20 protein-coding genes are annotated in these 23189 nt (G+C 65.4%); all 20 read left to right on the forward strand.

Going from position 1 to position 23189, the window contains the following annotated elements; all coding sequences use genetic code 11:
- Nucleotides 1-504, forward strand: a 504-nt coding sequence (locus AC07ZH_RS01420; protein WP_495198236.1) for a class I SAM-dependent methyltransferase, incomplete at its 5' end; no start/stop codon positions are given.
- A gap of 132 nt (nucleotides 505-636) precedes the next feature.
- Complete coding sequence (locus AC07ZH_RS01425; protein WP_495198237.1) at nucleotides 637-1692, forward strand: CobW family GTP-binding protein; 1056 nt, start codon at nucleotides 637-639, stop codon at nucleotides 1690-1692.
- A gap of 202 nt (nucleotides 1693-1894) precedes the next feature.
- Nucleotides 1895-2656, forward strand: a complete 762-nt coding sequence (dksA, locus tag AC07ZH_RS01430; protein ID WP_495198238.1) for an RNA polymerase-binding protein DksA — start codon at nucleotides 1895-1897, stop codon at nucleotides 2654-2656.
- A 69-nt stretch (nucleotides 2657-2725) separates the two neighbouring features.
- On the forward strand, nucleotides 2726-4471 hold the full coding sequence (locus tag AC07ZH_RS01435) for an STAS domain-containing protein (RefSeq protein ID WP_495198239.1): 1746 nt from the start codon (nucleotides 2726-2728) through the stop codon (nucleotides 4469-4471).
- Nucleotides 4472-4509: 38 nt separating this feature from the next.
- Nucleotides 4510-5073, forward strand: a complete 564-nt coding sequence (hslV, locus tag AC07ZH_RS01440; protein ID WP_119109201.1) for an ATP-dependent protease subunit HslV — start codon at nucleotides 4510-4512, stop codon at nucleotides 5071-5073.
- A gap of 84 nt (nucleotides 5074-5157) precedes the next feature.
- Nucleotides 5158-6474, forward strand: a complete 1317-nt coding sequence (gene hslU, locus AC07ZH_RS01445; protein WP_119109200.1) for an ATP-dependent protease ATPase subunit HslU — start codon at nucleotides 5158-5160, stop codon at nucleotides 6472-6474.
- 279 nt (nucleotides 6475-6753) lie between these two features.
- Nucleotides 6754-7185, forward strand: a complete 432-nt coding sequence (gene mraZ, locus AC07ZH_RS01450; RefSeq protein WP_495198240.1) for a division/cell wall cluster transcriptional repressor MraZ — start codon at nucleotides 6754-6756, stop codon at nucleotides 7183-7185.
- 5 nt (nucleotides 7186-7190) lie between these two features.
- Nucleotides 7191-8114, forward strand: coding sequence for a 16S rRNA (cytosine(1402)-N(4))-methyltransferase RsmH (gene rsmH, locus AC07ZH_RS01455; protein ID WP_495198241.1), 924 nt, complete (start codon nucleotides 7191-7193; stop codon nucleotides 8112-8114).
- 3 nt (nucleotides 8115-8117) lie between these two features.
- A complete protein-coding gene (ftsL, locus tag AC07ZH_RS01460; RefSeq protein ID WP_495198242.1) occupies nucleotides 8118-8462 on the forward strand; it encodes a cell division protein FtsL in 345 nt (114 codons plus the stop codon).
- Nucleotides 8459-10204 carry a peptidoglycan D,D-transpeptidase FtsI family protein gene (locus AC07ZH_RS01465; protein ID WP_495198243.1) on the forward strand — a complete coding sequence of 582 codons (1746 nt, stop codon included), beginning with the start codon at nucleotides 8459-8461 and terminating at the stop codon, nucleotides 10202-10204. Before ftsL ends, AC07ZH_RS01465 begins: the two co-directional genes overlap by 4 nt.
- Nucleotides 10201-11691, forward strand: a complete 1491-nt coding sequence (locus AC07ZH_RS01470) for a UDP-N-acetylmuramoyl-L-alanyl-D-glutamate--2,6-diaminopimelate ligase (protein WP_495198244.1) — start codon at nucleotides 10201-10203, stop codon at nucleotides 11689-11691. Before AC07ZH_RS01465 ends, AC07ZH_RS01470 begins: the two co-directional genes overlap by 4 nt.
- 5 nt (nucleotides 11692-11696) lie before the next feature.
- Nucleotides 11697-13115 carry a UDP-N-acetylmuramoyl-tripeptide--D-alanyl-D-alanine ligase gene (locus tag AC07ZH_RS01475; protein ID WP_495198256.1) on the forward strand — a complete coding sequence of 473 codons (1419 nt, stop codon included), beginning with the start codon at nucleotides 11697-11699 and terminating at the stop codon, nucleotides 13113-13115.
- Nucleotides 13109-14287, forward strand: a complete 1179-nt coding sequence (gene mraY, locus AC07ZH_RS01480; protein WP_119109194.1) for a phospho-N-acetylmuramoyl-pentapeptide-transferase — start codon at nucleotides 13109-13111, stop codon at nucleotides 14285-14287. Before AC07ZH_RS01475 ends, mraY begins: the two co-directional genes overlap by 7 nt.
- Nucleotides 14284-16128, forward strand: coding sequence for a UDP-N-acetylmuramoyl-L-alanine--D-glutamate ligase (gene murD / locus AC07ZH_RS01485; RefSeq protein ID WP_495198245.1), 1845 nt, complete (start codon nucleotides 14284-14286; stop codon nucleotides 16126-16128). The genes mraY and murD overlap by 4 nt, the downstream gene beginning before the upstream one ends.
- Nucleotides 16125-17393, forward strand: a complete 1269-nt coding sequence (gene ftsW / locus AC07ZH_RS01490; RefSeq protein WP_495198246.1) for a putative lipid II flippase FtsW — start codon at nucleotides 16125-16127, stop codon at nucleotides 17391-17393. Before murD ends, ftsW begins: the two co-directional genes overlap by 4 nt.
- A gap of 163 nt (nucleotides 17394-17556) precedes the next feature.
- On the forward strand, nucleotides 17557-18621 hold the full coding sequence (gene murG / locus AC07ZH_RS01495; protein ID WP_119109492.1) for an undecaprenyldiphospho-muramoylpentapeptide beta-N-acetylglucosaminyltransferase: 1065 nt from the start codon (nucleotides 17557-17559) through the stop codon (nucleotides 18619-18621).
- Nucleotides 18618-20033, forward strand: coding sequence for a UDP-N-acetylmuramate--L-alanine ligase (gene murC / locus AC07ZH_RS01500; RefSeq protein ID WP_495198247.1), 1416 nt, complete (start codon nucleotides 18618-18620; stop codon nucleotides 20031-20033). The genes murG and murC overlap by 4 nt, the downstream gene beginning before the upstream one ends.
- Before the next feature lie 14 nt (nucleotides 20034-20047).
- A complete protein-coding gene (locus AC07ZH_RS01505; RefSeq protein ID WP_495198248.1) occupies nucleotides 20048-21046 on the forward strand; it encodes a D-alanine--D-alanine ligase in 999 nt (332 codons plus the stop codon).
- A 32-nt stretch (nucleotides 21047-21078) separates the two neighbouring features.
- The gene (locus tag AC07ZH_RS01510) at nucleotides 21079-21834 is read left to right on the forward strand and encodes a cell division protein FtsQ/DivIB (protein ID WP_495198257.1); all 756 of its coding nucleotides are present in this window, start codon (nucleotides 21079-21081) and stop codon (nucleotides 21832-21834) included.
- 21 nt (nucleotides 21835-21855) lie between these two features.
- A complete protein-coding gene (ftsA, locus tag AC07ZH_RS01515; RefSeq protein ID WP_495198249.1) occupies nucleotides 21856-23085 on the forward strand; it encodes a cell division protein FtsA in 1230 nt (409 codons plus the stop codon).
- The last annotated feature ends 104 nt before the right edge of the window (nucleotides 23086-23189 follow it).

The raw sequence follows: 23189 nt of genomic DNA on the forward strand, positions 1-23189 counted from the left end.
GCCCCCCCCCCCCCCCCCCCCGCGGCCGGGGTGGTGGATGGCGAGGTGGTGTCCATCGATTCGTCCGGCCCGGCGCTCGAACGCGCCCGCGCCCATGTGGTGCTCAATGGCTTCGATCCGGCCCGCGCCAGTTTCCTCGACGCCGATGTGAACGCCTCGCTGCGCCAGTTTCTGAAGGAAGGGCGGCAATTTGACGCCATCGTGCTCGATCCACCCAAGTTTGCCCCCACGGCGGCGCACGCCGAGCGCGCTGCCCGGGCGTACAAGGACATCAACCGGCTGGCGCTGCAGCTGCTGGAGCCGGGCGGGGTGCTGTTCACTTTCTCGTGCTCGGGCGGCATCAGCGCCGACCTGTTCCACAAGATCGTGGCCTCGGCCGGGGCCGATGCGGGGGTGGACGGCTACATCCTGGAGCGTTTGGGCGGGGCGCCGGACCATTCGATGACGCTGGAATTTCCCGAGGGCGAGTACCTCAAGGGCCTGGTGGTGATGCGCAAGCCGTGAGAACCCCTGTGGCGCTGCGGTCGCTGGCTTGGGCTGCCTCTTGACAGCTCCGCTACAGTCTCCATATCCCCTGTACCACCGCCATATTGCGTCCGGCCGGGCGCGGTGGGCGCATCTTTCTCAAGGTTTTTCATGTCCCTCATCCCCGCCACCATCCTCACCGGCTTTCTCGGCTCGGGCAAAACGACCTTGCTCAAGCGTTTGCTCAGCGAGGTGCACGGCCAGAAGATTGCCGTGATCGAGAACGAGTTTGGCGAAGAAAACATCGACACCGACATATTGGTGACCGAATCCAAAGAGCAGATCGTGCAGATGAGCAACGGCTGCATTTGCTGCACCATTCGCGAAGACTTGCGTGAAACCTTGCAGTTGCTGGCCGCCAAGCGCCGCAAGGGGCTGCTCGAGTTTGACCGCATCGTGATCGAAACCACGGGCCTGGCCGACCCGGGGCCGGTGGCACAGACGTTTTTCATGGACGAGGAAATCGCCGAAACCTATTTGCTCGACTCCATCGTTACCCTGGTGGATGCGGTGCACGCACCGCAGCAACTCGATCAGCGCCAGGAAGCGCGCCGCCAGGTAGGCTTTGCCGACCAGATATTTCTCTCCAAGACCGATCTGGTCAGTGCCGAGGACGTGGCTGACTTGACGCACCGCCTCAAGCACATGAACCCGCGCGCACCGATCAAGGCCGTGCATTTCGGCGAAGTGCCTATTTCTGAGGTGCTGGACCTGCGCGGCTTCAACCTGAACGTCAAGCTCGACATCGACCCGGATTTCCTGAAGCCGGAGGATGACCACCATGACCATGACCATGGCCATGAACACGGCGAGCATTGCAGCCATCCCTCGCACCAGCACGGTGGCGCGCACGACCATCGCCACGACGACGATGTCAAGAGCTTTGTCTACCGCAGTCTCCGGCCGTTCGATCCGGCCAAGCTGGAAGATTTTCTGGGCGCCATTGTCAATATCTATGGCCCGCGCATGCTGCGCTACAAAGGCGTGCTCAGCATGACCGGAACGGACCGCAAGGTCATCTTCCAGGGTGTGCACCAGCTCATGGGCAGCGACCTGGGGCCTGCCTGGGCCGAGAGCGAGGCGCGCGAGAGCCGCATGGTATTCATTGGCATCGACCTGCCGCGCGATATTCTGGAACAGGGTCTGGAGCAGTGCCTGGCCACATAACGCCCTCTCAAGTTCGTTCCCTCGCGCCGCATGCCTGCGCGCAGGCTGCGACCCATAGAGCCGCAGTTTTGTGGGTATTGCGCAACGCTGGCTCGGGCGCAAGGCGGTGTCGATACAATCGCGGCCCGGTAAAGACTGGGGAGTCTATTGCCCCCTGGCCCGCGCACCGCGCGAAACCCACCGAACTGCGAGGAGACGGGAATTGAACGCTACTACCAGCAAAACCACGGCAACTGCCAAGGCGCCATCCGCTACGGCCAAAACGGCCACCAAGTCGGCGGCGAAGGCTTCAGCCAAAGTTGCGGCCAAGGCGCCTGCGCCAACACCTGTACCTGCGCCTGCACCCGTGTCATCCAGCGGCGTGCTGCGTAGCCCGCGCCCTTCTTCGCGTCTGACGCAGTTGACGGTGCCTTCGATGGCGCAGTCCGTTGCATCCACGGCTGCCAAGTCGAGTTATTCCACGCCACCGCCCTCCCAGGCACTGATGGCGGCTCCGGCCGCACCGCCGAAGAAGGACCCCAAGCTGGTGGACAACTGGAAGACGCGCGCGGCCGAAGATCTCACCGACGCCGAAGTGCTTGCCATGCCCGACGCCGAGTACATGAACGACAAGCAGATGGCGTTCTTTCGCCACAAGCTTGTTCAGCTCAAGCTGGACATTCACAACAGTGCCGGTGAAACCACCGAGCACCTGCGTGAGGACACCGTGGTGGTGCCCGATCCAGCCGATCGCGCGACCATCGAGGAAGAGCATGCACTGGAGCTGCGCACGCGCGACCGCGAGCGCAAGCTGCTCAAGAAGATTGAGCAATCCATTGCCCGCATCGATAGCGGCGATTACGGCTATTGCGACGAAACGGGCGAGCCGATTGGCGTCGGCCGCCTGCTGGCACGCCCCACGGCGACCCTCTCTCTAGAGGCCCAACAGCGCCGTGAGCTCAAACAGAAGATGTTTGGCGACTGACCCAGCGCACCGGTTGAAAAAGAGTGTGCGCCTGCCCGAACTTGCGCCTGGGCCCGTAAACTGTTCTCCATGAGCAAGGAAGACACTCCCCCCACCGGCCTTTTGTCCAAGGTGGTGCGGTTCGTGCGCAACCCGACGGTGAACTGGACCGATCTCGACTCCATCGAAGCCGATCGCGAGAGCCAGTACAGCAAGCAAATGCTCAAGGAAATGATCGAGCGCAAGCGCCGCAACGACTTCGTGCGCCGGCGTGAGTTCGATCAGTTGCGCAAACTGCGCGCGCGCGACGCGCTGAGCGGGCAACGGGTCGAAGACCCGGCGGCGCGCCCATCGTTCTTTCAAAGCAGCCTCACCTCGCCGGACGATCGGGCCGGCACGATCAAGAAGATCGACGAGATCGAGGCGCAGATGTCGATGCAGTGGTGGAAGAGCAAGCACAATGCCGAGGCGCCCACCGAGCCCATGGGGTTGGACGCGCCGCAAGCGGGTGGTGCCTCGCAGAGGGAATCAAACGCTGGCGGTACAGCCTTTGCGCCGACTGCGCCGCTCTCGCTGTCGGTGGGCCTGAGCGCTCCTGCGGCACCACTTTTCGCCGATGACAGCATGGCCATCGCCGCGTTTGGCAGCGCGACAGGCGCCCGGCCGGCGGGTGAGGCATCTGCCACGGCACTCGCCGCATCCGCTGCGGCACCTGAACTGGAGAGATTCGTGCACGAACCCGATCTCGAAGAGGCGGCCATCCGGTTCGCCAATGGCGACCACGAAGGTGCCGAAGCTGGGCTGCAAGAGGTGCTGGCGCAGCATGGCAATGATGCACCGGAGCCGCTGTTTGAAATATGGATGACGCTGTTCGACCTGTACCGCGCCACCGGCCAGCAAGATCAATTCGATGCGCTCGCCATCGACTTCGCCGCGCGCTTTGACCGCTCGGCTCCCCTGTGGTTTTCCATGCCCGCGCAGCTCGGGATGGTGGCAGAGCCTGCGGCCGACGTTGCCCCTGCGCGGCGAGATTTCGCCTGGAATGCCCCACCCAGGCTGACGCTGCAAACCGTGGCCGCGCTGCAAGCCGCATTGGGCCGCGCCGCGTCGCCCTGGACCCTGACTTGGTCCAGGCTCACCGACATCGACGAAGCAGCGGTTCCCGCGCTGGCGACCGAATTTGAGCGCTGGGCCGAGCAGAAAGGGCAGGTGGTGTTTGTCGGAACCGACTGTCTGCAGGCCGTGCTCGAAGCGCACACCCAGTCTGGTGACCGTGCCCAATCTCCGGACTGGTGGCGCTTGCGCATGGCGGCGCTGCGCCTGATGGGGCGGCCCGACGAGTTTGAAATGGTGGCCCTGGACTATTGCGTCACCTATGAGGTCTCGCCCCCGTCCTGGCAGTCCCCCCGCTGTGCCTACCAGGACGACGCGGGCAGTGGCGCCGCAGCGGCGCCTGCGGGCTCCAGCACGGAACTGATGGCGCGGGCCCGATGGGACCCGCTGGCGCCGGGTGGGGAACCCATTGCACCGGCCCCTCTGGTTGCGGGTGCCGAGGGTTTGGTTGGGCATGTGGAAGGCGACGCCACGGCGGCGCTGGAGGCCGTGGCAGCGGCCGCCATTGCTGCAGGGGCAGGCGCGGATGTGCCGCTGCAAGTGCACTGCGACCGGCTGATACGCATCGATTTTTCGGCTGCGGGGTCGGTCCTTAACTGGGCGGCCGAGCAGCAGGCCGAGCGCCGCGTCGTCCAGTTCGTGAACTTGCACCGGTTGGTGGCGGTGTTCTTCAACGTCGTCGGCATCAACGAGCACGCCTGGGTGGTGGCCCGCAAGGACTGAGCTTGAAAGAATCACCCGCGCCCCCATCTGCGGGCGCTATGGATGCTTCTAACAACGCGCCGGTTTTTCACGGCACCACCATTCTCAGCGTGCGGCGCCAGACGCCCACCGGCATGCAGGTCGCCATCGGCGGCGACGGCCAGGTCACGCTGGGCAACATCATCGTCAAAGGCACGGCGCGCAAGGTGCGCCGCTTGCACCATGGCAAGGTGCTGGCCGGGTTTGCCGGCGCCACGGCCGATGCATTCACGCTGTTCGAGCGCTTCGAGGCCAAGCTGGAAAAGCACCAGGGTCACCTGACGCGCGCTGCCATCGAGCTGACCAAAGATTGGCGCACCGACCGTGTGCTGCGCCGGCTCGAAGCCATGCTGGCCGTGGCCGACCTGGAAGCCTCGCTCATCATCACCGGCAACGGTGATGTGCTGGAACCCGAGCAGGGCATTGTGGCCATTGGCTCCGGCGGGGCCTACGCCCACTCGGCTGCCAAGGCCTTGCTGCAGAACACCGAGCTCAGCCCCGCCGAGATTGTCAAGAAATCGCTGGAGATTGCCGGCGAGCTGTGCATCTACACCAACATGCAGCACACGATCGAGACGCTCTGAGTGCTGGCGTGGCGGAACTATCAAATATATAGCTGCTAACGGTTACTAGATAAGCGCTAGAGGCCAAAATAACCACATATTATTATGTCTTCGATGACCCCCCAGGAGATCGTCTCCGAACTTGACCGCCACATCGTCGGCCAGGCCGCCGCCAAGCGCGCCGTCGCCATTGCCCTGCGCAACCGCTGGCGCCGCCAGCAGGTGCCGGCCGAGCTGCGCCACGAGATCACGCCCAAGAACATCCTGATGATCGGCCCGACCGGCGTTGGCAAGACCGAGATCGCACGCCGCTTGGCGCGCCTGGCCGATGCGCCGTTCGTCAAGGTGGAGGCGACCAAGTTCACTGAGGTCGGCTATGTCGGCAAGGACGTGGACGCCATCATCCGCGACCTGGCGGAGATCGCGGTCAAGCAGCAGCGCGAACTGCACACCCGCCAGGTGCGCACGCGCGCTGAAGATGCGGCCGAAGAGCGCTTGCTTGACGCCCTGCTGCCGCCTGCGCGCACTGGCGAGGTGAGCGAAGCCAGCCCCACGCGCCAGGTGTTTCGCAAAAAGCTGCGCGAAGGCGAACTCGACACACGCGAGATTGAGATTGAAGTGGCAGAAGCGCGCCCGCAGCTCGAAATCATGGGGCCGCAAGGCATGGACGAGATGGCCGAGCAACTGCGCGGCATGTTCAGCCAGGTGGCCCAGGAGCGACGGCACAAGCGCAAGCTGCCCATTGCCGAAGCCCGGCGCCTGCTGATCGACGAAGAGGCCGGCAAGCTGGTCAACGAGGAAGAGATCAAAACCCAGGCCATCGCCAACGCCGAGCAGAATGGCATTGTCTTCATCGACGAGATTGACAAGGTGGCCTCGCGCCAGGAAACGGGTGGTGCCGAAGTCTCGCGCCAGGGTGTGCAGCGCGACCTGCTGCCGCTCGTCGAAGGCACGACCGTGTCCACCAAATACGGCATGGTCAAGACGGACCACATCCTGTTCATCGCTTCGGGCGCCTTTCACCTGGCCAAGCCCAGTGATTTGATTCCTGAACTGCAGGGGCGCTTTCCGATCCGCGTCGAGCTCGAATCGCTGTCGGTGCAGGATTTCGAAGCCATCCTGATGGCGACCGATGCATCCCTGGTGCGCCAGTACCAGGCCTTGCTGGCCACCGAAGACGTGGTGCTGGAGTTCACGCCCGAGGGCATTACGCGGCTGGCCCACATTGCCTTTGACGTCAACGAGCGCACCGAGAACATCGGCGCGCGGCGCCTGTCCACCGTGATGGAGCGCCTGCTGGACGAAGTCAGCTTCGATGCGGCGCACCGCGGCGGCCAGACCGTGCACATCGATGCGGCCTATGTCGACCAGCGCCTGGAAGCCCTCAGCCAGGACGAAGACCTCTCGCGTTTCATTCTTTGAGGCGCCGGCGGATTCTGCCGTTGCCCGGTTGCGACCGCCTGCAGACTGAGGATTCACTTTCAGTACCGCTGCTAACTTCTTTTTAAATAACGATTTTTTCCTGAAATCGTTTCAGAAACCGCGTCTAAGCTCTTGATTTCATTGCAAGAAGATGTTGCAAGCCCTCTTGTTCGGGTGGCTTTTCCTGCTACAGTGCAAAAAAGTGCAAATTTGTGGTGAAAAGTGCCGTCTCCTGGTGTTTCCGGGGGGAGACCGGCAGCAGAACAAGCAGAGGAACGGATGGTCTTTCAAGGTGCGTCGTCGCTCAGTCTCGATGCCAAGGGGCGGCTTTCCGTGCCGACCCGGCACCGGGACGTCCTGAGCGCGAACGCCGCCGGCCAGCTCACCATCACCAAGCACCCGCACGGCTGTCTGATGGTGTTCCCGCGTCCCGAGTGGGAAAAGTTTCGCGACCGCATCGCCAACCTGCCCATGGAAGCGCAGTGGTGGAAGCGCATGTTCCTGGGCAACGCCATGGATGTGGACATGGACGGCACCGGCCGGGTGCTGATCTCCCCCGAGTTGCGCCAAGCTGCCGGCCTCTCGCGTGACGTGCTGCTGCTTGGCATGGGCAAGCATTTCGAGTTGTGGGACAAGGCCAGGTACGACGCCGAAGAGGCCAAGGCCGCGCAGGAAGCCATGCCCAACGTGTTCAAGGATTTTTCATTTTGACCGCCATGGCAGAAGCGCCTCGCCATACCACCGTGCTGCTGGACGAGGCGGTGGACGCCTTGCTGGCGGATGTGGACGGCTGGAGCAACGGTCTGTGGGTAGATGCCACCTTTGGCCGGGGAGGGCATTCCAGGAGGATCCTCGCACGGATCCCGCCCGGCGCCCGGCTCCTGGCGTTCGACAAGGATCCCGAAGCCATCCAAGAAGCAACGCGCATCGACGATGCGCGTTTTTCCATTCGACACGCCGGCTTTTCGGAGCTGGCCGATTTGCCGCCGCAAAGTGCGGCCGGTGTTCTCCTGGACCTGGGCGTGAGTTCGCCGCAGATCGATTCGCCCGAGCGGGGCTTCAGTTTCCGGTTCGATGGCCCACTGGACATGCGCATGGACACCACGCGGGGCCAAAGCGTGGCCGAGTGGCTGGCAGACGCACCGGTGGACAAAATAGCGGAGGTGATACGTGAATACGGTGAAGAACGGTTTGCTGGCCCCATTGCAAAGGCGATTGTTGCTCGGAGGCAGGAGCGCGGCCCTCTGGGCAGCACCGCCGAACTTGCCGATCTCGTGGCTGGCGCGGTCAAAACCCGCGAGGCAGGCCAGAACCCTGCAACGCGCACATTTCAGGCTTTTCGGATTTTCATCAACGCCGAACTTGAAGAGCTGCAACAGGCGCTAGAGGCGTCGCTGTCGGTACTCGCGCCCGGCGGGCGGCTGGTGGTGATCAGCTTTCACTCGCTCGAAGACCGCATCACCAAGCAGTTCATGGCGCTGCACTCCAAGGAGGTCTTCGACCGGCGCGCGCCTTTCGCCGCGCCCCGCGCGATGAAGCTCGAAGTGCTCGCGCGCGTGCGCCCTGGCGCAGCCGAGGTGGCCGCCAACCCACGTGCGCGCAGCGCCATCATGCGCGTCGCTCGGCGCACGGAGGCTTGAAGCGTGGCGCGCATCAATCTTTTTCTGATCGTCGTGGTGCTGGGCAGTGCGCTCTACCTGGTGCACACCCAGTACGAATCGCGCCAGCTCTATACCGCGCTGGACCGTGCCCGCAGCGAAGCGCGCCGGCTTGACACCGAGCACGACCGCCTGCAGGTAGAAAAGCGGGCGCAGGCCACGCCGCTGCGCGTCGAGTCGCTGGCGCGCTCGCAACTCGCCATGCGCCCGGCCACGCCGGCCATTACCCGTTACATCACCCAGGCCGAGGGCGCTGCCGCTGGCCTGGCCGCAGTAAGCGGTGCTGCTCCTGCGCAAAGCGCAGCGTCTGCCGCTGGAGCACACCCATGAGCCGCAGCGTGCGCTACACCATGAGCCCCCTGCTGGCCAGCCGTACGCCGGTCTGGCGCAGCAAGTTCATTGTCGCCATGGTCGCGCTCGGGTTTGTCGCGCTCGGGGCGCGTGCGTCCTATGTGCAGGTCATCAACAACGCATTTTTCCAACGCCAGGGTGAGGTGCGATTTGCGCGCACGCTGGAACTGCCGGCCAACCGTGGCCGCATTCTGGACCGCAACGGCATGATTCTGGCGTCCAGCGTGCCTGCGGCCAGCATCTGGGCGATTCCTGAAGACGTGGTGCAGGACACGCCCGAAGCCAAGGCGCAGCTCAGGCAACTGGCCGACCTGCTGAACATGCCCTACGCCACGCTCATTGCCAAGCTGGCCGATGACGACAAGACCTTCGTCTGGCTGCAGCGCCAGGTGGAATGGGACAACGGCCAGAAAATCGCCGCCCTCAAGATCAAGGGCATCTACCAGCGCAAGGAATACAAGCGCGAATACCCCGAGGGCGAAGCGGCGGCGCATATCGTCGGTTTCACCAATGTCGAAGACAAGGGGCAGGAGGGCATGGAGCTGGCCTTCAATGACCAATTGGCCGGCAAGGCCGGTTCGCGCCGTGTCATCAAGGACCGCATGGGCCGCGTGGTGGAGGGCTTGGGGGATGATGTGCTGCCGGTCGATGGGCGCGATCTGCAGCTCTCCATCGACAGCAAGGTGCAATTCTTCGCCTACCAGAAGCTGCGTGACGAAGTGATCGCGCAAAAGGCCAAGGCCGGCAGCGTGGTCGTGCTTGACGCCGAAACTGGTGAAGTGCTGGCGTTGGCCAATTACCCCAGTTATGACCCCAACGACCGCCGCAATCTGAGCGGTGAACAACTGCGCAACCGCGCGCTCACCGACACCTTCGAACCCGGCTCGACCATGAAGCCCTTCACCATCGGGCTGGCGCTCGAGAGCGGGCGCGTCACACCGACCACGCTGGTCGATACCAGACCGGGGCGCATCACGATCACGGGTTCGACCATCAGCGATACGCACAACTACGGCGTGCTGACGGTCGAGGGGGTGATTCAGAAATCGAGCAACGTCGGTGCCACCAAGCTGGCCCTGCAGATGACGGCGCGCGAGATGTGGGAGACGTTTTCCGCTGCCGGCTTTGGGCAGAAGCCGCAACTGAAGTTTCCCGGTGTGGTGAGCGGCAAGCTCCGGCCTTACAAATCCTGGCGCCCGATCGAGCAGGCCACCATGTCCTACGGCTACGGCCTTTCGGCCAGCCTGTTCCAGATGGCGCGCTCGTACACCGTGTTTGCACACAACGGCCAGATCATTCCCGCCACCCTGCTCAAGGCCACCGGGCCGGCAGTGGGTGTGCCCGTCTTCTCGCCGAGAACGGCGACAGAAGTGCGCAAGATGCTACAGATGGCCGCCGGCCCTGGCGGCACCGCGGCCAAGGCGCAGACCCTGGGGTACTCGGTCGGCGGCAAGACAGGTACCGCGCGCAAACAGGTCGGTAAAAGCTATTCCACCACCAAGTACCGTGCGTGGTTTAACGGGATGGCGCCCATTGACAAGCCACGCATCATCGTCGCCGTGATGGTGGATGAACCGAGCAACGGCATGGTCTATGGCGGCGAGGTTGCCGCACCAGTATTCAGCCAGGTGGTCCAGCAAACGCTGCGCATCATGGGGGTGCAACCCGACGTTGCCGTGAAGCCGCAAATTGTTGCCAACGGGGTGGAGGAGCCACTGTGACGCGCGTCCTGCACGACACCGACGAAGCCCTGGCCTGGCTGCGCGAGCGCACCACCGGCACGCTGCAGTCCGACAGCCGGCAGGTTGCGCCTGGTGACGCCTTCATTGCCTGGCCTGGTGCGGCTACCGACGCGCGGGCACATTTGGCCGACGCGCGCACGCGCGGTGCCGCCGCCTGCCTGGTGGAAGCTGAGGGCGGTGAGGCGTTTGATCTCGCGGGGGACGATATTGCCACCTTCCAGGGGCTGAAGGCCGCAGTCGGCGAGATCGCGTCTGCCTGGTTTGGCGTGCCCTCGCATGGCCTGGAAATGGTCGCCTTTACCGGCACCAACGGAAAAACCAGCTCCGCCTGGTGGCTCGCGCAAGCGCTATCAGGATGCGAGCTAACAGCCCATGCACCTTGTGCGCTAGTCGGCACTTTGGGCATGGGTTTTCCCGCCGCTTTGGAAGAAACGGGTTTGACCACGCCCGACCCGGTGCGCCTGCAGCGCGGCCTGCGCGCGCTGGTGGACGCGGGGGCCAGGAGCTGTGCCATCGAGGCCTCGTCCATTGGCATTGCCGAGCACCGCCTGGCCGGCACCCGCATTGCGGTGGCAGTGTTCACCAATTTCACCCAGGACCACCTGGACTACCACGGCAGCATGGCGGCCTACCTGGACGCCAAGCGCGCGCTGTTTGCCTGGCCGGGCCTGCGCGCTGCGGTGCTCAACCTCGACGATGCGGCTGCCGCCAGTCTGCAGGGGCAGATGGAAGCCGCCGGGCTGGACCTGTGGACCGTGTCGCAAACCGGCCCGGCACGCCTGCGCGCCAGCGAGGTGGCGCTCGGCGCCCAAGGCCTGCAGTGCCTGCTGAGCGAGGGGGACGAGCAACTGCGCCTGCACACCACGCTCATCGGCCAATACAACATCTCTAACCTGCTGGGCGTGATCGCTGCCATGCGAGCGCTGGGCGTGCCGTTGGCCGCCGCCGTACGTGCCTGCGAGCAGCTTGCGCCAGTACCGGGCCGCATGGAACGCCTGCTTGCCGCCGGGCAACCCCTGGTGGCGGTGGATTACGCGCACACGCCCGATGCGCTGGAGAAAGCCTTGCAGGCGCTGCGTCCCCTGGCCGCTGAGCGCGGTGGCCAGCTGTGGTGCGTGTTTGGCTGCGGCGGCGACCGCGATGCCGGCAAGCGTCCACTGATGGGCGCGGCAGCGCAGCAGCACGCCGACCAGGTGGTGGTCACCAGCGACAACCCGCGCAGCGAAGACCCCGCGGCCATCGTGCACCAGATTCTGCTCGGCACCATTGCCGGCAACACCGTGCGCGCCGAACCCGACCGCGCCGCCGCCATTGCGCAGGTGCTGCAGCAGGCGGCGCCTGCCGATGTGGTGCTGATTGCCGGCAAGGGGCACGAGGCTTGGCAGGAGACGGCAGGCGTCAAACGGCCATTTTCCGATTTGGAACACGCGCGCACTGCCTTGGCGCGCCGGGGAGTTGCCGCATGACCGCCATGATGACGCTGCAGTCCGCTTTCGACTGGGTCCGCGCCAGTGCTCCCCAGGCGCGGCTGGTGGGAGACCCGGCAACGCCACTTCTGCGCGTGCACACCGATACCCGCAGCCTGCAGGCGGACGATTTGTTTGTCGCCCTGCGTGGCGAGCGCTTCGATGCGCAGGCCTTTTTGCCGCAAGCAGCCGCTCTGGGCGCTGCTGCGGCGCTGGCGCAGGGTGGCCTGCAAGCTGCCGGGTTGCCCGGCATCGAAGTGCCTGACCCGCTGGCGGCGCTGGGCGCTTTGGCTGCGGGATGGCGTGCACAGTTCGATCTGCCGCTGATCGCCGTGACCGGCAGCAACGGCAAGACCACGGTGACGCAGATGGTCGCGGCCATCCTCGCCGCGCATGCGGGCGAGGCGGTGCTGGCGACGCGCGGCAACTTCAACAACGCCATTGGCGTGCCGCTGACGCTTCTGCGCCTCACCCCTGCGCACCGCTTTGCCGTGGTTGAACTGGGTATGAACCACCCCGGCGAGATTGCCGAACTTGCCGCGCTCGCGCGGCCCACGGTGGCGCTGGTCAACAACGCGCAACGCGAGCACCTTGAATTCATGCACACCGTGGACGCGGTGGCGCGTGAAAACGGCAGTGTGCTGGCGGCACTTCCCGCAGATGGGACGGCAGTTTTTCCCGCTGACGACGACTATGCGCCGATGTGGCGTGGCCTTGCCGGTGCGCGGCGAATGCTCGGCTTTGGCATGGACCAAGGGGAGTTGCACGTACAAGCCGCAGAGTGGCAGGGTGCTTCCTGGCAGGCACGCTGCGCCACGCCAAACGGAGTGCTGGTTTTCTCCCTGGCCATGCCGGGGCGCCACAACCTGCGCAACGCCTTGGCCGCCGCGGCTTGTGCGCTGGCTGCGGGCGTGCCGCTGGCGGCCGTCGCACGCGGTCTGGCCGAATTTCGTGCGGTCGCGGGCCGCTCGCGCGCGCTCGCCGTGCCGTTGCAAGGCCGTACCCTGTCGCTGGTGGACGACAGCTACAACGCCAACCCCGATTCCATGCATGCGGCCATCGAGGTGCTGGCCGAGATGCCCAGCCCGCGCCTGTTGGTCCTGGGCGACATGGGCGAAGTGGGCGATGAAGGGCCGCGTTTTCACCAAGAGGCCGGCGCCCATGCGCATGCGCGCGGCATCGAGCAGCTGTTTGCCCTGGGCGAGCAGTCGGCACAGGCCGCAGCGGCGTTCCCCGGAGCGCGCCATTTCGACAGCATGGAAGCTTTGCAGGCCGCGCTGCGAGCGGCGCTTCCCGGCGTCGCCAGCGTGCTCGTCAAGGGTTCGCGCTTCATGCGCATGGAGCGGGCCGTGCACACCCTCAACGAGGCGGCCCAGCCGCAACAGGCCGAGTCCTCGATCAATGTCGTAGGTGCCGCATGCTGATGCTGCTTGCGCAATGGCTGCAATCGCTCTCGCCGGAGCTGGGTTTTTTGCGTGTCTTCCAATACCTCACGCTGCGCGCCGTGATGGCGGCGATGACGGCGCTGCTGATCGGGCTCATTGCCGGGCCACGCGTCATTCGGCGCCTCACCGCGCTCAAGATCGGCCAGCCGATTCGCACCAACGGCATGGAAACGCACCACGTCAAGAGCGGAACGCCGACCATGGGCGGGGTGCTGATTCTGTTGTGCATCGCCGTGGCGACCTTGCTGTGGGCCGATTTATCGAACCGCTTCGTCTGGATCGTGCTCATCGTCACGCTGGGTTTTGGCGCCATCGGCTGGGCCGACGACTGGCGCAAGGTGGTCTACAAGGACCCCAATGGCATGCGCTCGCGCGAGAAGTACATGTGGCAGTCCATCATCGGTCTGCTGGCGGCGCTGGCCCTGGTGTTCAGTATTTCCGAGGGCTCCAACCCCAAGGTGTTCCAGCTCTTTGTCACCTGGGTGCGTTCGGGCTTCTCGGTCGACCTGCCGCCGCAGGCTGGGCTGCTGCTGCCGTTTTTCAAGGAAATCAGCTACCCGCTAGGCGTGGTCGGCTTCGTGGTGCTGACCTACCTGGTGATCGTGGGCTCCAGCAATGCGGTCAATCTGACCGACGGGCTCGACGGTCTGGCCATCATGCCGGTGATCATGGTGGGCTCGGCGCTGGGCGTGTTTGCCTATGTCACCGGCAACATCACCTTCTCTAAATACCTGCTCTTCCCGCATATCCCCGGTGCCGGCGAGCTGCTCATCTTCTGCTCGGCCATGGCGGGCGCGGGGCTGGCTTTTCTGTGGTTCAACACCCATCCGGCCCAGGTCTTCATGGGCGACGTGGGCGCTCTGGCGCTGGGGGCGGCGCTGGGCACCATCGCCGTCATCGTGCGCCAGGAAGTGGTGCTCGCCATCATGGGCGGAATTTTTGTCGTCGAAGCACTCTCGGTGATGGCGCAGGTGATGTGGTTCAAGGTCACCCGGCGCCGCTATGGCGAAGGGCGGCGCCTGCTGAAGATGGCGCCCCTGCACCACCATTTTGAAAAGAGCGGCTGGAAGGAGACGCAGGTGGTTGTGCGTTTCTGGATCATCACCATGCTGCTGTGTCTCATCGGCCTCTCGACCCTGAAACTGCGATGAACGAGACGCCTGAACTGCCCCACGACAACGCCGCGCCCCTGCCCGGTGCGGGCTCGGCTTTGCCAATGCCCACGCCTGCTGCGGGTGAAGTGCAGGCCGCGCAGCCGCTGCACGCCGCGCGCGATGCCAGCGAGTTCGTAGCGCGCATGTTCAGCGACATTGGCAGCGCCGATGCGGTAGCTGTCGAGGCGCCCTCCAGCGAAGTGGCGGCCCAGAGCGAAGCCGCGGAGGTGCCTTCAGAGCTGCCGACCATGGCTCCGGCTGAGGCCGTGCAGGGCCTGCTTGCAGGCCGCTCGGTGCTGGTGCTGGGTCTGGGCATTTCGGGCATGTCCATGGCCCGCTGGTGCGTGCGCTGTGGTGCGGCGGTGACGGTGGCCGATACACGCGCCGAGCCCCCGTTGCTGGCGCGCCTGCGGAGCGAACTGCCCCAGGTGCAGTTTGTCGGCGGCGCTTTTGGTGCAGATCTGGTGGCGGGCAAGGGCCTGCATGCGGTCCTGCGTTCGCCGGGTTTGAGTCCTGCCGAGATTGCTCCTGCAATCGTAGCTGCCAACGCAGATGGAATAAGCGCTGAAGGCGAATTAGGCTTGTATTCCGACGCTCTGGCGGCGCTGCGCAGCGCCTGCGGCTACGCACCGCGGGTACTGGCGGTGACCGGCACCAATGGCAAGACCACGGTGACCGCGCTCACCGGCCTGCTGGCCGCAGAGGGCGGTGCGCGCGTGGCGGTGGCGGGCAACATTGGCCCGGCGCTGCTCGATACCTTGGCGCAGCACCTCGACAGTGGCGCGCTCCCCGAGGTCTGGGTGCTGGAACTCTCGAGCTTCCAACTGGATGCCCCCGCAAATTTCGAGCCGACCGCGGCCGCGGTGCTGAACATTTCCCAAGACCATCTGGACTGGCACGGCAGCATGCAGGCCTACGCCGAGGCCAAGGCCAGGGTGTTTGGCAAGCAAGGCCTGATGGTGCTCAACCGCGACGACCCGGTGGTGATGCAGATGCACGCTGCGGCCAGTGCAGCGGCTGTGCCCGAAGGGGGCGCGCGCGGCAAGCAGGCGAAAGTCGTGCAGCGCGAGATCGTCACGTTTGGCGCCGATAGCCCCAAGCGCCCTGGCGACTTCGGCATCGAGCTGGTGCACGGCATGGCCTGGCTGGTACGGGCGCAGGAAGCCGACGAGACCCGAAAGCGCGCCCCGCGCCGCAGCAGTGCGGGGCAGGGCGCGGAGCCGGACGAGATCTTCATCCAGCGCCTGATCCCCACCGACGCGCTGCGCATTCGCGGCCGGCACAACGCGGTCAACGCACTGGCCGCGTTGGCGCTGGCGCAGGCGGCAGGTGGCGCGCTGGGCCCCATGCTCTACGCGCTGCGTGACTACCGTGGCGAGCCGCACCGTGTCGAACCGGTGGGAACCCTCGACGGCATCGAGTATTTCGACGACAGCAAGGGGACGAACGTCGGTGCCACCGTGGCCGCCATCTCCGGCCTGGGCGCCGAGCGGCGCGTGGTCGTCATCCTGGGCGGGGTTGGTAAGGGACAGGATTTTTCTCCGCTCGCCGCGCCGGTGGAGCGCTTCGCCCGCGCCGTGGTACTGATGGGGCGCGACGCGCCGCAGATTCGCGCCGCCCTCGAATCCACCGGCGTTCCGCTGCTGGACGCCAGCACGCTGGCCGAAGCCGTGGACCTGGCGACCCGCCGCGCCCATGCGGGTGACGCGGTATTGCTTTCGCCTGCCTGCGCCAGTTTTGACATGTTCGAGCACTACGTGCAGCGCGGCGAAATGTTTGCCGCCCTCGTGCGCGAACGCGCGCAGGACGCCGGGCAACCCTGGGAGGGTGCGGCATGAGCGCCGTCGCGTCTCGCTTTAGCGGCCGCATCGCGGCATGGCTTGCCGCGCGCAGGCAGCACAGCACGGAAGGCCTGCCGGTGCGCGCGGGAGGCATGGAATACCGCCAGAGCACGGCCACACCAGCGAGCGTGCTGGGGTTCGACCAGGCGCTGCTCTGGGTGGTGGTGGCGCTGCTGGCCTGGGGTTTGGTGATGGTGTATTCCGCCTCCATCGCCATGTCGGACAACCCGCGGTTCGGCAATATTTCGCACACCCATTTCCTGGTGCGCCACATGTTTGCGCTGGTGATGGGGTTTGTGGCGGCCTTGCTCACCTTTCAGATTCCCATGGCCGTGTGGGAGCGCCAGGCCCGCGCGCTGTTCCTGCTCTCGATCGCCCTGCTGATTGCCGTGCTGGTGCCGCACGTTGGCACGGTCGTCAACGGCGCGCGGCGCTGGCTGTCGTTGGGCATCATGAACTTCCAGCCCTCCGAGCTGGCCAAGTTCGCGGTGGTGATCTATGCGGCCGACTACATGTGCCGCAAGATGGATGTGAAAGAGCGGTTTTTCCGTGCCGTGCTCCCCATGGGCGCGGCGGTGGCGCTGGTCGGCGGTCTGCTGCTGGCCGAGCCCGACATGGGCGCTTTCATGGTCATCGCCGTGATTGCCATGGGCATCCTGTTCCTGGGGGGTGTCAACGCGCGCATGTTCTTTCTCATCGCCACGGTGTTGCTCGCCGCTTTCTCGGCCATGGTGATGATGAGCGACTGGCGGCGTGAGCGCATCTTTGCCTACCTCGACCCCTGGACCGAGGCGCATGCCCTGGGCAAGGGCTACCAGCTCTCGCATTCGCTGATCGCCATCGGTCGCGGCGAGATTTTCGGTGTTGGCCTGGGCGGCAGTGTGGAAAAGCTCCATTGGCTGCCCGAAGCGCACACCGACTTTCTGCTGGCCGTGATCGGCGAAGAATTCGGCCTGGTGGGGGTGCTGACCCTGATCGTGCTGTTCTTCTGGCTGACACGCCGCATCATGCACATCGGCCGCCAGGCCATCGCGCTTGACCGCGTCTTTTCCGGCCTGGTGGCGCAAGGCGTGGCGATGTGGATGGGTTTCCAGGCCTTCATCAACATGGGCGTGAACCTGGGCGCGCTGCCGACCAAGGGCCTGACGCTGCCCCTGATGAGCTTTGGCGGCTCGGCGATTCTGATGAACCTGGTGGCCCTGGCGGTGGTGCTCAGAGTGGATTACGAAAACAAACATCTCATGCGCGGAGGCCGCGTATGAGATGTTTGTTTCGACAAAACAAGCTCCTGCAGTGCGCCAGCGCTGCGCGCTGCGCAGCAGCGCATGCGCGGAGGCCGCGTATGAGATGCTTGTTTCTGCAAAACAAACCCTGCAGTGCGCCAGCACTGCGCACTGCGCGGCAGTGCATGCGCGGAGGCCGCGTATGAGCAGCAAAACAGCCCTCATCATGGCGGGCGGCACCGGTGGCCACATCTTCCCCGGTCTTGCCGTGGCGCAGGCACTGCGCACGCGCGGCTGGCGCGTGCATTGGCTGGGCGCGCCCGGCAGCATGGAGTCGCGCCTGGTGCCCGCACAGGGTTTTGCGCTCGAGACGATTGCTTTTGGCGGTGTGCGCGGCAAGGGTGTCCTCACGCTGGCGCTGCTGCCGCTGCGCCTGCTGCGCGCCTTCTGGCAGGCGCTGGCGGTGGTGCGCCGCGTGCGCCCCGACGTGGTGGTGGGCCTGGGCGGCTACATCAGCTTTCCGGGCGGCATGATGGCCGTTCTGGCCGGCAAGCCATTGGTGCTGCATGAGCAAAATTCGGTCGCCGGTATGGCCAACCGTGTGTTGGCGGTCGTTGCCGACAAGCGGTTCACGGCCTTTCCCAACGTGCTGCGCAAGGCCGAATGGGTGGGCAACCCGCTGCGCGCGGCGTTCATGCAACAGGCGGGCCCGGCCGAGCGTTTTGCCGGGCGCAGCGGTCCGCTGCGCCTGCTGGTGGTGGGCGGGAGCCTGGGCGCACAGGCACTCAACGACACCGTGCCGCAGGCGCTGGCCTTGCTTTCGCCGGCCGAGCGCCCACAGGTGCTGCACCAGAGCGGCGCCGCGCAGATCGAGCGCCTGCGCGCCAACTATGCCGCTGCTGGTGTGGAGGCCGAGCTCACGCCTTTCATTGACGACACGGCCAGCGCTTTCGCCGCCGCCGACCTCATCGTCTGCCGCGCCGGTGCCAGCACCGTGACCGAAATTGCGGCCGTCGGTGCCGCTGCGGTCTTCGTGCCCTTTCCTTCCGCGGTCGATGACCACCAGACCACGAATGCGCGCTTTCTCGTCGACGCGGGCGGCGGATGGCTGCTTCCCCAGCGCGAACTGACCCCGCAGCGGCTTGCTGATATGCTACGAAATATGGAGCGCAATGCGCTGATGAACAAAGCGCTAGAGGCCAAAAAGATGCAAAAATTGGATGCGACGAACGCGGTGGTAGCCGCCTGCGAGGAGCTGGCCGCATGAAGCACGCCATTCACCACATTCACTTCGTCGGCATCGGTGGTTCGGGCATGAGCGGTATCGCCGAGGTGCTGTTCAACCAAGGCTACACCGTCAGCGGCTCGGACTTGGCCGACAGCGCTGCGCTGCGCCGTCTGCAGGCCATGGGCATTGCCACCCACCTGGGCCATGCGGCCGCGCATGTCGAAGGCGCCGATGCCGTGGTGACGTCCACCGCGGTGCAGGAAGGCAACCCGGAAGTGCTGGCCGCGCGTGAGAAGAAGATCCCCGTGGTGCCGCGTGCCCTCATGCTCGCCGAACTGATGCGCATGAAGCAGGGCATCGCGATCGCCGGTGCGCACGGCAAGACGACCACCACCAGCCTCGTGGCCAGCGTGCTCGCCGAGGCCGGGCTCGATCCGACTTTCGTGATCGGTGGGCGTCTCAACAGCGCTGGAGCGAATGCCAAGCTGGGCGGCGGCGACTACATCGTCGTCGAGGCGGACGAATCCGACGCCTCGTTTCTGAACTTGCTGCCCGTGATGGCGGTCGTCACCAACATCGACGCCGACCACATGGAAACCTATGGGCACGACTTTGGCCGGCTGAAAAAGGCGTTTGTTGACTTTCTGCACCGCATGCCGTTCTACGGCGCGGCCGTGCTGTGCATCGACAACGCCGCGGTGCGCGACATCCTGCCCCAGGTGTCCTGCCCCGTCACCAGCTATGGGTTTTCAGAGGATGCCCAGGTGCGCGCGCTGAACGTGCGCGCCGAAGGTGCGCAAATGTGCTTTACCGTACAGCGGCGCAATGGCGTCACGTTGCCGGACATGGAGGTGCGCCTCAACCTCGCGGGCGAGCACAACGTGCAGAACGCATTGGCGGCGATTGCGGTGGCGGTGGAACTGTCCATTGACGACGCGGCGGTGCTGCGCGCATTGGAGAATTTCCGGGGGGTGGGCCGGCGCTTTCAGAGCTACGGCGATCTGCCGGCCACGGGGGGTGGCGCCTTCACGCTCATCGACGACTACGGCCACCATCCCGTCGAGATGGCGGCCACGCTGGCTGCTGCACGCGGGGCTTTTCCCGGGCGGCGCCTGGTGCTCGCCTTCCAGCCGCATCGCTACACGCGCACACGCGATTGCTTCGAGGATTTTGTTCAGGTCATCGGCAAGGCCGACGCCGTGCTGCTGACGGAGGTGTACGCCGCTGGAGAGCCTCTGATCGTGGCCGCAGACGGCCGTTCGCTGGCGCGTGCGCTGCGCGTTGCCGGGCAGGTTGAACCCGTCTTTGTCGATGATGTGGCGGCGCTGCCACGCGCCATTGCCGAACTTGCCAGAGCAGGCGACGTGGTCTTGTGCATGGGCGCCGGATCGATTGGCAATGTGTCCGCGCGCACGGTAGAATTGCTACAAAAACATGAGCTGTCATCGTAGACAAGACAAGCGCTATGAGCCATAAAGATGTGAATATTGACGTGCAGAACCTGGGCAGGGTGGCCGTGCTCATGGGTGGCACGTCGGCCGAGCGCGAGGTGTCCCTCATGTCGGGACGCGGCGTGCTCGCCGCGCTCCGGTCGCGCGGTGTCGATGCCCACGCCTTCGACCCAGCGGAGCGCGACATGGGGGAACTTCGGCGTGAAGGTTTTGCGCGCTGCTTCATCACCTTGCATGGCCGCCACGGCGAAGACGGCACGGTGCAGGGCGCGCTGGAACTGCTGGGCATTCCCTACACCGGCCCGGGGGTACTGGCCTCTGCCATTGCCATGGACAAGGTCATGACCAAGCGCATGTGGATTGCCGAAGGCTTGCCGACGCCGCGCTATGTGTGCCTGACGCCCGAGCAGCAGACGCCCGAGCGCCTACGTGCCGTGCCCGATACGCTGGGCCTGCCCCTGATCGTCAAGCCGCCGCACGAGGGTTCGTCGATCGGCGTCAGCAAGGTCAATGGCTATTCCGACATGCAGGCAGCGGTGGCGTTGTCCGCCCGGTACGAGCCCGAAGTGCTGTGTGAAGAATTCATCGAGGGTGAAGAGGTGACTTGCCCCGTATTGGGCACGGGCGCAGAGGCGCGTGCGCTCCCCGTGATCCGGATCGAAGCCCCGAATGGTGCCTACGACTACCAGAACAAGTACTTCACCGACGAGGTCAAGTACCACTGCCCCAGTGGCCTGCCAGAGGCTGAGGAGCGCGAAATCCAGCGCCTGGTGCTGGCCAGCTACCGGGCGCTTGGCTGCCGCGGCTGGGGCCGCGCCGACCTGATGATTCGCGCCAGCGACCGCAAGCCCTTTTTGCTGGAGATCAATACCTCACCCGGCATGACGGGCCACTCGCTGGTGCCCATGTCGGCGCGTGCCGCAGGCTTGTCGTACGAGGACCTGTGTCTGCTGCTGCTGGCGGGCGCTGCCCTCGACTCGCCAGCAGGCACGCTGGCAGGAGGCGCGCAGTGACCACTCTGGCCGCGCCGCTCGACGTCCGGTTGATGAACCTGACGGCCACGCTGCTGTTCACCGGTTGCGCATTGTTTGCGCTGGCGGGCGGCGCGTGGTGGGCGCTGCGCCACCCCGCTTTTGCCATTGCGCGCATCGTCGTGCAGGGCGAACTGGCGCACAACAACGCGGTGACGCTGCGGGCCAACGTGGCGCCGCAAATTTCCGGCAATTTCTTCACCATGAATTTGCAGAACGTGCGCCGCGCTTTCGAGCAAGTGCCTTGGGTGCGCAGCGCGCAGGTGCAGCGTGAATTTCCTCGCACCTTGCGCGTGCGCCTGACGGAGCACCATGCGGTGGCCCACTGGGGGCCCGAATCGGGTACGGCCATGGTCAATACCGAGGGGGAAGTGTTCGAGTCCAACGGTGTGGACGACGAACTTGAAGACTTGCAGCGCCTGGACGGACCGCAAGGCAGTTCGGCGCAGGTGCTCGCCATGGCGCAGGCGCTGGAACCCATTTTCGAACCCCTGGGGCTCGATATCACGGCCCTCGCGCTCTCGGTACGCGGGGGCTGGCGCGTGACCTTGGGCGAGGACGCCACGGTCGAGCTCGGTGGTGGCACGCCCCCCGAAGTCATTGCGCGCACCCAGCGCTTTGCACAAACGCTCACGCGCGTGGCCACCCAGTTCGGGCGCCGCGCGGATGCGCTGGAATCCGCAGACTTGCGCCATACCGGTGGTTACGCAGTGCGCTTGCGCGGCGTGACCACCGTCACTGCCCAAACCAACGCCCACGCGGCACGCTAGACAACAAGAGGCATCAGACCTATGGCAAGAGAATACAAAGACGTGGTGGTGGGGCTGGACATTGGGACCGCCAAGATCATGGCGGTGGTGGCCGAGGTACTGCCCGGTGGCACGCTCAGGCTCGCCGGGCTGGGCGTGGCACCGAGCAACGGACTCAAGCGCGGCGTGGTGGTCAACATTGACGCCACGGTGCAAAGCATCCAGCAGGCTTTGCGCGAGGCCGAGCTGATGGCCGACTGCAAGATCCAGCGCGTCTACACCGGCATCACCGGCAGCCACATTCGCGGGCTCAATTCCAGCGGCATGGTGGCGGTGAAAGACAAGGAAGTGACGCCTGCCGATGTCGCCCGCGTGATTGAGACCGCGAAGGCCATCAACATCTCCAGCGACCAGCGGTTGCTGCTCGTCGAGCCGCAGGAATTCGTCATCGACGGGCAAGATGTGAAAGAGCCCATCGGCATGAGCGGCATCCGCCTGGAGGCCAAGATTCATATCGTGACCGGCGCCCAGAGCGCGGCCGAAAACATCATCAAGTGCGTGCGCCGCTGCGGGCTGGAAGTCGAGCAGCTCCTGCTCAACCCGCTGGCATCGAGCCAGGCAGTGCTGACCGACGACGAGCGCGAGCTGGGCGTGGCGGTGGTGGACATCGGCGCCGGCACCACGGACATCGCCATTTTCACCGGCGGCGCCATCCGGCATACGGCCGTCATTCCGATCGCTGGCGATCTGATCACCAGCGACATCGCCATGGCGCTGCGCACGCCTACCAAGGATGCGGAAGAAATCAAGGTGGAAAGCGGTTACGCCAAGCAGTTGCTGGCCGACCCCGAAGCGCAGGTCGAGGTGCCGGGCCTGGGCGACCGTGGCCCGCGCATGATCAGCCGCCAGGCGCTGGCCGGTGTGATTGAGCCGCGCGTGGAAGAAATTTTCACCCTGGTGCAGCAGGTGGTGCGCGAATCGGGCTACGAAGAAGTGCTCTCGTCGGGCATCGTGCTGACCGGCGGCAGCGTGGTCATGCCCGGCATGGTCGAGTTGGGCGAAGACATTTTCTTGAAGCCTGTGCGCCGCGGCATTCCGAAATACTCCGGCGCGCTCTCCGACATGGTGGCCCAGCCGCGCGCCGCCACCGTGATGGGCCTGCTCGAAGAGGCGCGCCTGGCACGCATGCGCGGCTTCAAGGTGGCACAAAAGACGGGATCGGTGCAGACCGCATTCGGCCGTTTCAAGGATTTCATCGTGGGGAACTTCTGACCATGTTGACCCCCAATCTGCGCTTGCGGGGGGGGGGGGGGGGGGGGGGGGGGGGGGGGGGGGGGGGGGGGGGGGGGGGGGGGGGGGGGGGGGGGGGGGGGGGG

The sequence above is a fragment of the Simplicispira sp. GW247-4R2A genome (assembly GCF_059424465.1).

What these genes read in the sequence shown, in the direction of transcription:
- AC07ZH_RS01425 (WP_495198237.1), top strand. Translation starts at nt 637, where the DNA reads ATGTCCCTCATCCCCGCCACCATCCTCACCGGCTTTCTCGGCTCGGGC.
- AC07ZH_RS01435 (WP_495198239.1), top strand. Translation starts at nt 2,726, where the DNA reads ATGAGCAAGGAAGACACTCCCCCCACCGGCCTTTTGTCCAAGGTGGTG.
- hslV (WP_119109201.1), top strand. Translation starts at nt 4,510, where the DNA reads ATGGATGCTTCTAACAACGCGCCGGTTTTTCACGGCACCACCATTCTC.
- hslU (WP_119109200.1), top strand. Translation starts at nt 5,158, where the DNA reads ATGTCTTCGATGACCCCCCAGGAGATCGTCTCCGAACTTGACCGCCAC.
- mraZ (WP_495198240.1), top strand. Translation starts at nt 6,754, where the DNA reads ATGGTCTTTCAAGGTGCGTCGTCGCTCAGTCTCGATGCCAAGGGGCGG.
- rsmH (WP_495198241.1), top strand. Translation starts at nt 7,191, where the DNA reads ATGGCAGAAGCGCCTCGCCATACCACCGTGCTGCTGGACGAGGCGGTG.
- AC07ZH_RS01465 (WP_495198243.1), top strand. Translation starts at nt 8,459, where the DNA reads ATGAGCCGCAGCGTGCGCTACACCATGAGCCCCCTGCTGGCCAGCCGT.
- AC07ZH_RS01475 (WP_495198256.1), top strand. Translation starts at nt 11,697, where the DNA reads ATGATGACGCTGCAGTCCGCTTTCGACTGGGTCCGCGCCAGTGCTCCC.
- mraY (WP_119109194.1), top strand. Translation starts at nt 13,109, where the DNA reads ATGCTGATGCTGCTTGCGCAATGGCTGCAATCGCTCTCGCCGGAGCTG.
- murD (WP_495198245.1), top strand. Translation starts at nt 14,284, where the DNA reads ATGAACGAGACGCCTGAACTGCCCCACGACAACGCCGCGCCCCTGCCC.
- ftsW (WP_495198246.1), top strand. Translation starts at nt 16,125, where the DNA reads ATGAGCGCCGTCGCGTCTCGCTTTAGCGGCCGCATCGCGGCATGGCTT.
- murG (WP_119109492.1), top strand. Translation starts at nt 17,557, where the DNA reads ATGAGCAGCAAAACAGCCCTCATCATGGCGGGCGGCACCGGTGGCCAC.
- murC (WP_495198247.1), top strand. Translation starts at nt 18,618, where the DNA reads ATGAAGCACGCCATTCACCACATTCACTTCGTCGGCATCGGTGGTTCG.
- AC07ZH_RS01505 (WP_495198248.1), top strand. Translation starts at nt 20,048, where the DNA reads ATGAGCCATAAAGATGTGAATATTGACGTGCAGAACCTGGGCAGGGTG.
- AC07ZH_RS01510 (WP_495198257.1), top strand. Translation starts at nt 21,079, where the DNA reads ATGAACCTGACGGCCACGCTGCTGTTCACCGGTTGCGCATTGTTTGCG.
- ftsA (WP_495198249.1), top strand. Translation starts at nt 21,856, where the DNA reads ATGGCAAGAGAATACAAAGACGTGGTGGTGGGGCTGGACATTGGGACC.